Here is a 14,797-nt window from a genome sequence, read left to right as displayed (position 1 = left end):
TGCTTGCTAATTAGGAAATTAATTGTGATTAAAATAAACAAACTTGCCCGCAGTATTCAAGCCGCAATAATGCTTGGCACACTTGCAAGCGCAAACAGCCATGCATTTGCAGAAGATAAGTCAGCCCAAGAGGTTGAGCGATCAGCGGTTGAGCAGACAACGGTTGAACAAACAAAAAGTGAACTAAACGAAGACATTGAAGTAGTTGAAGTCACCGGCTCACGGATTAAAGCCAACGTGTTGGAAGGGGTAAGCCCGGTAACGGTTATCACCTCTGACGACATGCTAAAAAAGGGCTTTGCTACAGCCTATGATGCATTAAAAGACTTAACTCAAAATACCGGTGTAACACAGGGGGCTGAATGGGGTTCGCAAGGTGGTTTTACGCCAAACGCGCAAACGGTGAGTTTACGCGGCTTAGGTAATAACCAGGTATTGGTATTGATCAATGGTCGTCGAGTTGCCGATTACCCAGCGCCATATAACGGTGCGTCAAACTTTGTAAATTTATCGTCGATACCAGCAGCAGCTATTTCAAATATTCAAATATTAACTTCAGGTGCATCGGCAATTTACGGCTCTGATGCGGTTGCCGGGGTAATGAATATTATTACCAAGAAAGATGTTGATGACACTACATTTAGTGCCAAGTTAGGTACTACAACAGAAGGGGGCGGCGATGAAGCGCGCTTTCAGTTAGTTACCGGTACATCGGGTGATGATTACACGGTAACTATGGCAGTAGAATATCAAAAACAAGATCCTATTTTTGCCGAAGACCGTGATTTTATGGACTCGGTCGACGATGGTCCTGCCGGTCATAATTATCTCGACCGTGGTATTGTTATTGTTGATGAAATGGTGAAGTTAGGCTTTTATCAAGATAAAGACAATGTTGATGAAGACTGGACCGAACATCACGGCGCCGACGATAAGGACCATGATGAAAGTTGGACTTTATATCGAGACCCCACACAGCAGCGCTGTATTGATTCGGGATCTGGTTATGAATGGACCGAACGTATCATGAATGAGGGCGAGGATGATGAAGACAACTATGGTAAATATTGTGGTACAGATTTATCAGGTACGAATTCTATTCGCAATGAACGTGAAACCGTATCAGTTTATATTAGCAGTGAATATGAGTTAAGCGACGATATCATCGCATATGCCGATGTAATGTATGCCCAACAGGATGCCTATTTACGTGGCAGTTTTCATTACGTTAACTCGCCAATTATTGAATACCGAGCTAATGGCGATGGTAATATGAAAGCACTACAGGAAATAAGTGATGATTATGCCGGCTCTGAATATTGGGATTACCGCACCGAACAGCGTTTGTTTGCAGAGCATGAACTTGGCTTTAGAAATAGTCGTATTGAAGATACCGGATTACAGATAAACACTGGTGTCAAAGGTATTTTACTCGATGAATTTGACTGGGACATTAATTTCAGTCGCAGTGAAAATAGCAATGACAAGTATTCAAGCCTGTTAAAAGAAGAGCAAGTTTACCAGATGTACCTTGGCTCAAAAGGCGATTACTGGAACGTAGATTATTACGATGGATTGGGCACTCACGATCTGTATGAGCCGATCACCAGTGCTATGAAAGATGCATTGCTTGGCACACAAGTAACGTTAGCCGATTCATATTCAAACACCGTTAATGGTTTAATTACCGGGCCAATATTTGAATTACCCAGTGGTGATATGTATTTTGCCTTGACCGCAGAATGGAATAAACAAGGTTACGATATTAACCTTGATGATCGTACTCTAAATAATGATGGCTTTGGTTGGTTTGGTGTGACTGGTACCGAAGGTGGCGGCGACCGTGAACGTTATGCCGTTGGTTTAGAGCTGCAATTGCCAATCCTAGACACATTAAGTGCACAAGTAGCAGGCAGATATGATCAATACGATGATGATACTACCGATGTTGGTGGCCGCTTCTCGCCACAAATTGGTCTTGAATATCGTCCACTCGATGAATTGTTAGTTCGGGCAAATTGGGGCCAAAGCTTCCGTGCCCCTGATATGCACCGGGTATTTGCCACCGAAGGTGGTTATTATTCATCCGGTGCCGATTTGTCGGTGTGTGAAGATCAATTCTATGAAAATCAACGCGATGACGCTACTGGCGAATTACCAGATGATGTTGAACAATTTGAACCAAGTGAAGATTGTTATCCGCAATCGATAAAAGGTAATAGTTCAGGCTCAAAAACGTTGAAAGAAGAAGAGGGCACAAACTATGGTGTCGGTTTTGTTTGGGATGTAACCGATGATCTGAATATGAGCGTGGATTGGTACCAAATTGAAATAGAGCAGCTTGTGCAAGGGGAATCAATTCAAGGAATTTTAGAGCTAGACTACTATTGTAAGGTTCGTGATACCGAAAATGAAGACGCAGATAATTATTATCCTTTCCCAGTAAATGAGCGACCGGATATTGTGCCAGGTAGTCAACAATGTCAGGAAAATGCAGAAAAAATCAATCGAGAAGAAGCTGGCTTTGCCGGTGAACAGGTTGAATCGGTGAGCACCTCCCATGTAAATGTCGCTAAGCAAACTACAGAAGGTATTGATGCCAAAGTTGCTTATCATTATGAAAGCAACATTGGGGATTGGTACTTTAATTTAGCTTGGACTCACACTCTCGATTCAACATATCAAGTCGACGATGAAAGTGAAGAGATACATACTCGTGATTTATTCTTTAATAAATCTGCTCGCTCTGTGGTTAATGGCTCGGTTACCTGGGCAGATGATGATTTATCAATTACCCTAAGTGGTCGCCGAACTGGCTCTATTCCAATTTGGAATCCACCACAAGAGTTTGGTGATGAAGACAGCTATTTTTATGAAAAGTATGATCGTCTAGACCCATACTATACGTTTAATTTAACCTCTTCATACGCTTGGAACGGTTCGTTAAAGGTAAGTGCTCAGGTAATAAATATCTTTAATCCAAAACCTCCTGGTGATGATACTCACACCTCATGGCCGTATTACAATGCTGGTCAATACGGCGGCGCATCTGTAGGACGCAGCGTTTCAATGGAAGCCACTTATGTTTTTTAATTAACACCATAAGTTAAGCAAGTAAAAGCAGCTCTATGAGCTGCTTTTTTGTTTGATCAATTCTCACAGTCTGCTGGCCAAAGCTATGTTCCTTTAGCGCCATAGCCATGAGTTTTTATAGCTCAAATTTAAGTGATTTAGCCGGCATTTATTTTTTCAGTAAACCCCGATAGTGTTTTGTTGTTATTCTATAAGTTGTTGTATATATAGATAAAAGATGATTTGTAAAGTTATAATAGTCGATTATTTGAGAGCTGCTTGCTTGTATTGTTGCAGTAATGGTTTTATCAATGGTAAGCAAATTCTATTAGCCATTAATTATCAAGTCTTGATTAATAATTAATGGTTTTGGTAACACTAAAAAATACTTAAACTAATATTTAGGAAACAGAATGAGTTTATCCTCTAATTATAAAAAAATATTACTATCGAGCTGTTTACTAACCGCCAGTGCTTTAACTGGTTGTGGTGGCGGTGGCGGCGGTAGTGAGCCACCAGAAATTACTAACCAGGCACCCACTGCAGAAATTATTGGCGCGAATCGTGCCGTTGAGCATCAACAAGCAAACTTGCGTGCCGATGTTGCAGATATTGATGGCACAGTTGCCGCATACTCATGGTCAGTTGCGGGCATTGATTTAGTGCTTAGCGGTGCTGATACTGCAGAAGTTAGCTTCACAGCCCCAAGTGTCGAACAAGATACTAGCTTTACCGTGCATTTAACCGTAACCGACAATGATGGAGCAACGGTTGAAAAGTCAATGGTTTTTACCAGCGAGCGTATATTCGATACCTTGTTGATACAAGGCTTAGTGACCGATGAGCCGTTGGTGCGACCGCAAGTAACGCTTGACGTTGGTGATGAATCATTTACCACCATCGGCAACTCTAATGGTGTTTATGTATTCAGAGATATCGAAATTGATGAGCGAAACTTCGATAAACTGGTAAAAATTACAGCTATTGGCGACGAACAATATAACCCAGGCGTAAAACTAGTATCGTTGTTAGAGTCGTTTCGCACCTTGGTATCTTATGAGACATCGCAAGAGTATATTATCGCACTCGATTATTTTGGCTTAAATGTAACCAATGTCACTACCGCAAAATATGTTTTGGCAATGGCGGCGAATGGTAACCAGCCATTTGACAATGAAAGCCAGTTAAATGCGATTCTGGATACGCTTGACCATAAAAAAGTACTGGAAGTTGCCGGTGTACTTAAGGTGATTATCGACTCCGAAGAGTATGCATTACCTGACACTGTATCTGATACCTTGGCATTAGTTTCTGTTGAAAACCAACAAGTATATGACGAAACATTAGCAACAATTAATGCCGAGTATAATGTGTTGACCACTGCGATTGAGCAAATCTTAGGTGATGAAAATTTAGTTGAAAACCCTGATTTTGATGCAGATGGTCTTGTTGATCATGAAGATCCTGATATTGATAACGATGGCGTGTTAAATGAAGACGATTACTTTGATCGTGATAAAAACAAGTCACTGCCTGAAATTGGTATGATCAACTATCCTTGGGATGCTGAATATGGTTCATGGTTAGAATTTTGTATACGTGAAAGTGTTAACCCAACAATAAAAGATCGTGAATTATATGACCCGTATACCACTTATAAAACCATACCTGCTGATGAGGTTACAGAACTTTATTGTAGTGGCTCAGGTTTAGTCGATATTAGTGCGCTAACACACTTTCCCAACCTTAAAGTATTAGAGTTGGCTGGAACCAAGGTAAGCGATATTTCAATACTGGCACAGTTAACGCAGTTAGAACAGCTGCTTATTCAGGGAATACCAGCAGAAGATTTTAGTGCCTTAGCCCAGTTAACTAAGCTACAAACTTTAAATATGGGCGGTACCAACTTCAGCGATACGTCAGTGTTATCAAATTCTACGAATTTGCAAGTATTGAATATTAGTGACACTTATATAAGCGATTTAGTCGATATTGCTTTATTAACCAAGTTAAAACAGTTAGATATTTCCGGTACCCAAGTAACCGATTTAAGTCTGCTAGAGAGTGCCAGCGATTTACAGCTTTTATATGCTCATAAAGCGAAAGTGGTTGAATTAGCTGATTTTTCAAAGCTAGCACAATTAACCCAACTTACCTTATTTAATAATGAAATTAGTGATATTAGCACTTTGGCAAGTTTAGTGCAGATCACTAAACTGGATTTAAGTAAAAACAAGATTATTGATACTGCTGCCTTGGGTAGCCTAGTTGAACTAACTGAATTGAACTTAAGCAATAACCAGCTTGCCAATACTGACGGACTGAGCACACTAAGTAAGTTGAGTATGATCGACTTGTCTTACAACCTGCTTGATTCTGATTATGCCGGTATTGCCCCTGGCACCTTGCTATCAGGTTTGGCAAACAAACCACTTTTGACCAGTGTTGATTTAAGTCATAACCAGATTAATTCTAACGTCAATGATTTGGCACAATTAACCCAATCTGTTGCTTTAATTGATTTAGATCTTTCCAATAACAACTTACTAAGTATGCAGGGCGTTAGTAACTTTACTTTGTTACAAGACTTTGACGCTTCGGATAATAATCTGACAAGCATTAGTGAACTGGCCAACTTAACAGCGCTAGAGCAATTGGATTTGGCTAATAACAATATTGAAGACATCAGCCCATTATCCAAATTAACCGCGTTGAACAAATTACTGCTTAGTAAAAACGAAATTGTCAATATCGATGTGCTTAACAGCTGGGAATCTCTGCCATTAACACTTTGGCTGCAAGGTAATGTAGGAATGAATTGTATGACTACACCGCTCACTAACCCGATTACTCCTTTGAGCGCTGTAGAACAACTGCAAATCAAGGCTGATGAACAAAATATTAACTTTAAAAGCCCTTGTGAAGGTGTTATTGCCCGCCCGGCAATTGAAGAGCCTGCACAGATCATGGATATTCTCGATCAAGAGTTAACCGATTATATGAGTAGCGGAATTAGTAGTCTGGGTCAATTAGAACGAATTACTTGCATGAATCAATTTCATGACGGTTACCCGTTATGTTGGGTGGCAAATGTACCGAGTTTCTGGTATCCGCAATGTACAGCAGAGCTAAACGCGCCGCTGATGACCTGTACAGATGGCCCGGAAGAAGGCAATGAATATCCATACAATAGCGGTAATTATTGGAAATCAGTGCCGTTTACCGTCGATTATGACTTTACCTTGCAAACCGATAATCAATTTGTCTCAACGTTTGATAACCGTTTATTAATTACCTTATTAAAAAATAGTACCTTGGAGACTGACATCAAGTGTTTGCCACTAGACGATGAGGGCGAAGCAAGTTGTACTATGACTGGCGATTTCTTCAACGGTGAAATAAGCTGGACCCAATACCATACTGACGAACATATCCCGCGTTGTAGTGGTGAAATCGGATCATCGCTTGCCACTTGTACACCTGGTCCTTCACTTGAACAGATCCAAGCGGCGGCAAAAACCATTGACGAATTGCCAGTATTAAACACCGATTACAATTTTGAAGTCGACCTGTCGACTATCGAAATCACCCCGGTACAAGATCGTGATTATCCATGTATTCCCGGAGCTCAATGCTTTTAGTTTATTGAAGCTATACGATAACCTTTTAACAGCCAGTTCCGTAAGGAACTGGCTTTTTTAATATCAGAGTCAAAAACTAGGGTCAGAGTCAAGTTTTACAGTAAAGCCTGACTCTGACCCTGATTATTTTAATCTAAGTGCGAGTATATCCATTTACGGTTTTTGTATAAGAAAGTCATCAATTTAGTAAATTTTTCAGGCATCCAACGCTTAAACGTCCACACCCAACGGGCATCGGCCTGTGGCATAACATACAATTTATTGCCCAATATCCCTTTAAAGGTACTATCGGCGACCATTTCTGGGGTAAATTTTGACTCATTAATTTGTTGCGCAATGTTTTTCTCGAAATTGGTCTCGCCTTTCATCGATTCACTAATATTGGTTTTTAACACGGTAGGGCATACAACCGTTACGCCAATGTTGTCGGTAGATAGTTCAACATTTAGCGTTTCAGATAACGCAACCACGCCAGATTTAGCCACGTTATAGCCAGCCATTTCCGCTAAACATAAAGTACCAGCACTCGATGCCGTATTAATAATATGACCGCCACCGTTCTTTTTCAATAACGGCGCAAAGATACGACAGCCATGAATAACACTCCATAAATCAATGTTTATCACCCGGTGCCATTCTTCGTCGTCATGCTCATTTAATTTACCACAGCTGCCAATGCCGGCATTATTGAACACTAAATCCACACCGCCCCAGGCTTGTTCAAGTTGATCTGCGGCATTTTGTTGTTGTTCTTTACTGGTTACATCAACCACCATAGTGATAACGACACCGCCTAACTGTTCAAGTTCGACTTTCGCTTCAGCTAAGCGCTGTTCATTAATATCAGCAATTGCTACTCGCCATTTGTCACTGGCCAATTTTTTAGCGTAGGCCAAACCTAAACCACTGGCGCCGCCGGTTATGAAGGCGCGCTTTTCGGGGAAACGTTTATTTAACATGTAATGTCCTGCATTTTTGTATGTTCAAATGTATTACTTATATTTAACCCTGCAATTAATTAAAAGCCTCACCCGTTCGGATGAAATTGCCTATTTCTCACCGGTAATTAAGCATTTTGGTAAAATCACCCATAGGGGTGATTCTGAACAGTTTTTAAAAGTTTAGCGTAAACAGCATAAATTAAAATAATTTTAAAAGTCGATATCGTTTCTAATTAACGTCCACTCTTTATAACTTTTAGGAGTTTCTGAGAGAAACATTGTTGGACTGATACGCTAAAACCCTGAAGGAAAAAGTTATGACAAATAAATCTGTAGTGTTATATGGCGCAAGTGGTTATACCGGAAAATTAGTTGCTGAATTTTTACGTGAATACGGCATTTCATTTATTGCTGCTGGTCGAAATGCTGAAAAAATTGAAGCCGCAATGGCCACAGTTCCTGGTATTGAAACCGCAGATTATGAAGTGGTACAAGTTGAGCATACTAAAGAAGCATTAACTGAACTGTTTAAAGGCGCAAAAGTTATTTGTAATACCGTTGGCCCATTCATGTATTTTGGTCAGCCAGTCGTTGAAGCAGCTTTAGAAGCAGGCTGTCATTATTTAGATACCGGTGGTGAAATGAATTTCATCACTAAAATTCAGCAAGAGTTAGGGCCAAAATTCGCAGCAAAGAATTTAGTCTTGGCTCCAGGCACATCATACATGTATACCTCGTTAGAAATTGGTGCGCGTATGGTGTTAGAACAAGGTCAAATTGATACCTTAAATTGTCTTACTGCGCCTACATTAGTACCAACGGTTGGTTCATTCCAAACTATCTTTGCCATGTTCAGTATTGCCGAACAATCATTTAAATTAGAAAATAATCAACGTGTGATCTGGCCTGTAGCGAAGGGCTATGAAGTGAGTGTTCCTGGCCGTGCAGATTCTTTGCTAGCACATCCTTGGGGCGGCGGTATGTTGCCGCTTTATTTTGAACATGATCCAAGGGTTCGCAATGTTCAACAATTAACGGCAACCCAAAACCGAGCGATGATGGAAATGGTTTTGGATTTACAAAATACCTATGAAAACGAAATCAAGCATTTGCCTACAGAAGAAAAAGCGGCGAAGTTAGCTGAGTACGGTAATAGCATGCAGGCAACTATGCCGCCACGAGAAAACAAGCTTGTGCATCGTTGCTTAGATGTTGTGCATGGCAGTGGCTCTTTTGATTCAGCAACTTGTGAAGTACGAACGTCGTGTGGGTATTTAACTACTGGTGCCTTACAAGCAGCAACCGCTAGCTTGTTAATTGGTGGTTTACAAAAAACAAACGGTTTTTCATCAGCGTGTGAAGCGGTAGGACATAACGAATTAGCCAATCAACTGAGAAGTTTTGGTTTGGTTGATTATAAGATGATTAACTCATAGGAATAATGACCATGCGTATAATTGATTTTTTTGATCAGGGCGCGACATTATACCCTGACAACATTGCCTTTCATGAACTGGCAAGCGATGAAAAAAGAACCTATAAACAAGCCGAAGCTTTTAGTCATAAACTAGCAAGTGCGTTAACGCAACAAGGTTTCGGTAAAGGGGCAAAAATTGGTATTTTGGCGCCAAACTCAAACATTGCTTTTGAATGCTTAATTGGCTTGTTTCGCGCCGAAGCCGTGTGGTTGCCAGTAAACCCGCGTAACCCGGTAGAGGTAAACACCGACTTATTGCATCGTTTTGATGGCGACTTATTAATGTTTCATTCAAGCTATGAAAATGAAGCAATAGCCATTGCCAATGATGCGCCAAACCTAAAACAAATAGTGTGCATTGATAAAGACCTTGATGGTGAAAATTTACCCCACTGGTTAGCTTCTGCAGATAAACACCATGAAATGGGGGATGGCAGTGATGATGACATTATGGCTATTTTCCCAACCGGCGGCACAACGGGTAAATCAAAAGGCGTAATGATGTCTAATAAGGCCTTGGAAACGATGTTTTCCAATTTTTATGCGCATTTTAATTATTACGATAACACTAATCATTTAGTTGTCGCGCCAATGACTCATTCTGCCGGGCTGATGGGCGCTATGCACTTTGCCCGTGGCGGTACCAATACCATTATGGCAGCAGTTGATCCAGGTGAAATTTTAAAGGTTATTGAACAACATAAAATCACCCATTTTTTCTTACCGCCAACCGTTATGTATATGATGTTGGCACACGAGGATGTAAGTAAATATGATTATTCATCACTACAACATTTTATCGTAGCTGCTGCGCCTGTTTCTTTGACTAAATTAAAAGAAGCGATAAAGGTTTTTGGTCCGGTTATGACCGAAGTGTTTGGTCAATCAGAAGCACCTGCGGCAATTTGTGCAAAAGCGCCGTGGGATTATATTAATGCCGATGGTTCTATTAATGAAGACAGACTGAAAACTGTAGGTCGTCCTTGCGTATTAAACCAAGTCGCCATTATGGACGATGATAATAAACCACTACCTATGGGGCAAGCAGGCGAAATTTGTGTCAAAGGCCATATTGTCAATCCGGGGTATTACAAGAACCCAGAAGCAACGCTAGAAGCTCAAATTGACGGATGGTTGCATACTGGTGATGTAGGCGTTATGGATAAAGATGGTTATATCCAAATAGTAGATCGTAAAAAAGATATGATCATTACCGGTGGTTTTAACGTATTTCCTAACGAAATTGAGCAAGTGCTTAACTCCCATACAGAAATACAAGATTGTGCGGTGATCGGCATTCCTGATGAAAAATGGGGCGAAGCAGTCAAAGCCATAGTGCTATGTAAATCTGGTAGCACTATTGATGAGCAAGTTTTAATAAATCTGGTGAAGCAAGAATTGGGTAGTGTAAAAGCACCTAAATCGATTGATTTTGTCGATGATTTGCCCCGCAGCCCAGCAGGCAAAGTATTAAAAACAGACATTCGTAAAAAATACTGGAACAGCGAAAATCGTATGGTGAATTAACTCTCCATAGCAAAAACTTTAAGGTCACCAAAGTTGGTGGCCTTTTTTATATTGTTAAAAAGGTAATAAAACCAGTAATTAGTAATGTTTTATATAAAGGTCTTTGCTTATAACTGACTGTTATTAATCGATAATTTATACTTTGTTGAATGTTTTTAATAATATCACCCGATAGGGTGAATCACAGTAAACGATTACCGATTAGTTTATTTCTAAAGGTAATTAATTGTAATTCAATAGCAAAGCAAAGCTGAAAAAAACGGCTTGTTACATAATCAGCCATTTGAAAAACAGGATAAACAATGACTAGAAAAGTAGTAATTTGTGGTGTTGGTATGGTGCCATTTAAAAAGCCTGGTCAAAGTGACGGTTACCAAGTTATGGGCGCCAATGCTGGACGGGTAGCATTAACTGATGCAGGTTTAGATTATTCCTTAATTGAACAGGCATTTACCTCTTATGTGCAAGGCGATAGTTGTTCAGGCCAAGCTGCACTTTATGGCATAGGTATGACCGGTATTCCAGTCACTAATGTGAATAATAACTGTGCTAGTGGTTCAACCGCGTTTGCCTTGGCGGCACAGGCGGTTGAATACGGTATTTCAGAATGCGTTATGGCTTTAGGATTTGAGCAAATGGCACCTGGCGCCATCGAGATGATGTACCCAGACAGAACAAGTCCGCTGCAACGTCACACCGATGCCATTGTTAATTTGATGGGACTAGACCTGCACGAAGCGCAATTACCTCCGGCAGTATTAATGTTTGGTTGCCAAGCTGAAGCATTAATGAACGATTACAATATAAGTGAACAAGCACTGGCAAGCATCGCAGTAAAAGCTAGAAAACACGCCGAATTTAATCCTTATGCAATTTATCGTGAGCTACTAACTGTTGAACAAGTGCTAGAGCAGCCAGCACTTTATCGTGGCTTGCGTAAGTTGTTTGCTTGTCCACCAAGTTGTGGTGCTGCCAGCGTAATTGTTTGTAGTGAAGAGTTTGCCAAAAAACATAACCTAGATATCAGTATTACTTTAAAAGGCTCAAGTTGGTGTAGCGATAAACCTGAGTATTTCACTTCGAATGTACTCGACGTCACGTTTGGCGCATTAAGCCGTGAAGCATGTAAGCAAGCCTATGAAAGTGCCGGGGTTGGCCCTGATGATATTGATGTTATTGAATTACATGACTGCTTTACCAGTAATGAAATCTTCACCTATTCAGCATTAGGGTTATGTGCTGATGATGATTTAGAAAAATTTATTCTAGAAGGACAGAATACCTACGGTGGCAAAGTTGTTATCGGCCCATCTGGTGGGTTGATGGCAAAAGGGCATCCGTTAGGCGCAACCGGACTTGCACAAATAACCGAATTAGTTAAACAACTAAGAGGTCAATGTGGTCAACGACAAGTTGAACACGCAAGAATCGCTCTACAACACAACGGGGGAATTGGCAGCTCTGGTTTTGTCAACATTTTTGAAAGAACAACATAAACCTCATTTTAAATGAGCTTTGTTTTGCATTAAGCAATTAAACATCAAATAAAAATAATAAAAACAACAAAATAGAATTTACCTTTAGGAGAGGAATTTAATGAAATTTATTACAAATAGTCAGAATTTACGAAAGAGCAAACTTGCATTAGCCATTGGTGCCACACTTTTTATTAGCAGCAATGCAACTGCAGCAGAAGAAGTCGAAGGTGAAAAGTTAAAAGGTCTTGAAGTAATCAAAGTAACGGCAACAAAGCGTTCACAAAGTGTTCAGTCAGTGCCAATGTCAATTACTGCCATAAACGGTGACAAGATTGAAAAATCAGCGATACAAGATTTATCAGAAATATCTGATTATGTGCCAAACTTAAGTATTTCTGAAAATGCCATTAACACCAATATCTTTATGCGCGGTGTTGGCTCAGGTAACAACCGCTCGTTTGAGCAATCGGTAGGTATGTTCATTGATGGCATTTACATGGGCCGCAGTAAGCAATTTCGTGCCCCGTTTTTAGACTTGGAACGTGCTGAAATTTTGCGTGGTCCGCAAGGCATCTTATTTGGTAAAAATACCATTGCCGGCACATTAAACCTTAGTACAGCGAAAGCCGAAGCCGGTTCAGATTTTGAAGGTAAAGTTATCGCAGAGTATGAACCTGAATATAATAGCCAAGGCTTAACTGGCGTACTTGCTGGTGGTATAACAGATGAGTTGGGTTATCGCTTAGCTGTAAAAGATTCTTCTTCTGACGGTTACATGGTGAATAATAACTTAGACAGAGATGAGTCACAATCAGAGGAAACGATTGTTCGCTTGTCTCTTCATTGGCAGCCAATAGATGACTTATCTGTGCATTTTAAAGCAGAAAACTCGGAAACAGAAAGTGTTGGTAGCACCTCGCAATTTATCAGTGCAAAGCCATTAGATGGTTTAGCCGGTTTTATTCTTGGTGCGGTGATTCCAAGTGTGCAAGATGATTTTGAAACCAGTTTAGACGATACCCGAAGTTCTGATAATGCCTATGAAGGTGAATTTCGTGGGGTAGAAGCGGATAACGTTGCCTTGAATATTGATTATGATTTAGCCGGCGGTGTTTTATCTTATACAGGCGGTTACAGCGCTTATGAGTCAATTGAACACCAAGATTTAGATTATATGCCGTTCCCGTTTTTACATACTACCGATGACCATGATTTTGATCAAACCAGTCATGAAATTCGGTTTGCCAGTTCACTTGGTGGCAGATTTGATTACATTACCGGGATTTATTACTCAGATTCAGACTTAGTAATGGATGTGGCAACTCACATTGATGTTGCGTCAATCACTCCGGCATTAATGCCAGCTTACAACGCACCTAGAGATGCGTTAGGTGGGTTAAGTTTTACCGACATCGGCTTTGCGCCTGAGTCGTTAGACCGAGTATCGAACTTTAACCAGGAAACCGAAACCTTGTCGGCATTCTTCCAAGGTACTTATCATTTTACTGATGCGTTACGTTTAACTGTTGGCGGTCGGTACACCGATGATACAAAAGATGTGTTCCGCCAAAGTGCCCATGGTGAAGTACAATTAAATCATACCTTTGACAATTTAATTCCAGCTGATGCAAACAGTGCATTTACCGCGGTAGCATTAGCCGTTAATGTGAAAACACCTGAGTACACTGATAGTTATGACGAGTCACACTTTACCCCATCAGTCAAAATTCAGTACGATGTTAATGATGACATGATGATTTATGCCACTGCTGAAGAGGGTTTCAAAGCCGGTGGTTTTAACTCTGATACCGCTGCTGCAGAAGAAGATATGGTGTTTGAAGATGAAGAAGCATTAGGTCTTGAATTAGGGGTGAAATCAGATTTTCTTGATGGCCTAGCTCGTTTAAATGTGGCTGTATTTCACACCACATTTGATAACCTGCAAGTTACGTCATGGACAGGTACTGGCTTTAGTGTTGGTAATGCTGCAGAGTCAACAACACAAGGTGTCGAATTTGATGGCGCATATGTACTAAGTGATAACTGGACATTTAGTGGTTCTCTGTCATTTTTAGACTCTACTTATGACGACTACTCAAATGGTCCATGTACAGCTCCAATTCTTAAAGATCCGGTAAACCCACAAACTATTTGTGATTTAACTGATGAAACAACACCGTTCGCGCCTGAAATGTCAGCATCGCTTTTCTTAGACTACGAGACAGAAATCGGTAGCTCACTATTATTTGCTGCACGGTTAAATGTTAATTTTTCTGATGAATACTATGTTGATAGCGATCTTGATGAAAACTTAAAACAAGACTCATTCAGTAAAGTAAATTTGATGCTGTCGTTAGCGTCTGCTGAGGATACTTGGGATGTATCTTTAATTGGCAAAAACTTAACAGATGAAACAACATTTTCTGCTGGTTTAGACACGCCATTAGTTGCTGGTGGTTATATTGGTTATACCGATGCACCACGTACTGTTACAGTACAAGGTACGTACCATTTCTAGTTTCTGAAATGGTACGTCAAATAACTTCATTTAGGTAAGTTGATTACCTAGTGTGACTCTGATTGAAACCACCAGTTTTTTTAAATCTGGTGGTTTTTTATTTCCTAAGGTAAAGCGAATTTAAATATATTCAATTAATGTTA

The 14,797-nt window shown here is 40.3% G+C and carries 7 protein-coding genes; 6 read left to right on the top strand and 1 reads right to left on the bottom strand.

Features of this window, described 5'->3' with window-relative positions:
* Window positions 1–24: 24 nt before the first annotated feature.
* On the top strand, window positions 25–3,093 hold the full coding sequence (locus tag RI844_RS05155; protein ID WP_348397377.1) for a TonB-dependent receptor domain-containing protein: 3,069 nt from the start codon (window positions 25–27) through the stop codon (window positions 3,091–3,093).
* Between the two features lie 392 nt (window positions 3,094–3,485).
* Entirely contained in the window at window positions 3,486–6,713 is a 3,228-nt protein-coding gene (locus RI844_RS05150) for a leucine-rich repeat domain-containing protein (RefSeq protein WP_348397376.1), read from the top strand.
* A gap of 128 nt (window positions 6,714–6,841) precedes the next feature.
* Here RI844_RS05150 and RI844_RS05145 read toward each other — a convergent pair whose 3' ends face one another.
* Window positions 6,842–7,672 (bottom strand): SDR family NAD(P)-dependent oxidoreductase, encoded by an 831-nt coding sequence (locus RI844_RS05145; protein ID WP_348397375.1) that lies wholly within the window; start codon window positions 7,670–7,672, stop codon window positions 6,842–6,844.
* Between the two features lie 299 nt (window positions 7,673–7,971).
* Here RI844_RS05145 and RI844_RS05140 point away from each other — a divergent pair, with 299 nt between their 5' ends.
* The 4 genes from RI844_RS05140 to RI844_RS05125 all read left to right on the top strand — a co-directional run bounded on the left by RI844_RS05140 (window position 7,972) and on the right by RI844_RS05125 (window position 14,654).
* The gene (locus tag RI844_RS05140; RefSeq protein ID WP_348397374.1) at window positions 7,972–9,090 is read left to right on the top strand and encodes a saccharopine dehydrogenase family protein; all 1,119 of its coding nucleotides are present in this window, start codon (window positions 7,972–7,974) and stop codon (window positions 9,088–9,090) included.
* Window positions 9,091–9,101: 11 nt separating this feature from the next.
* Entirely contained in the window at window positions 9,102–10,658 is a 1,557-nt protein-coding gene (locus tag RI844_RS05135) for a class I adenylate-forming enzyme family protein (RefSeq protein ID WP_348397373.1), read from the top strand.
* 302 nt (window positions 10,659–10,960) lie between these two features.
* Window positions 10,961–12,154 carry a thiolase C-terminal domain-containing protein gene (locus RI844_RS05130; protein ID WP_348397372.1) on the top strand — a complete coding sequence of 398 codons (1,194 nt, stop codon included), beginning with the start codon at window positions 10,961–10,963 and terminating at the stop codon, window positions 12,152–12,154.
* Between the two features lie 100 nt (window positions 12,155–12,254).
* Window positions 12,255–14,654 (top strand): TonB-dependent receptor, encoded by a 2,400-nt coding sequence (locus RI844_RS05125; protein ID WP_348397371.1) that lies wholly within the window; start codon window positions 12,255–12,257, stop codon window positions 14,652–14,654.
* Window positions 14,655–14,797: the final 143 nt, after the last annotated feature.

The sequence above is a fragment of the Thalassotalea fonticola genome (assembly GCF_032911225.1).
Taxonomy (GTDB): Bacteria; Pseudomonadota; Gammaproteobacteria; order Enterobacterales; family Alteromonadaceae; genus Thalassotalea_A; species Thalassotalea_A fonticola.
This window is presented reverse-complemented; position numbering and strand designations above follow the sequence as displayed.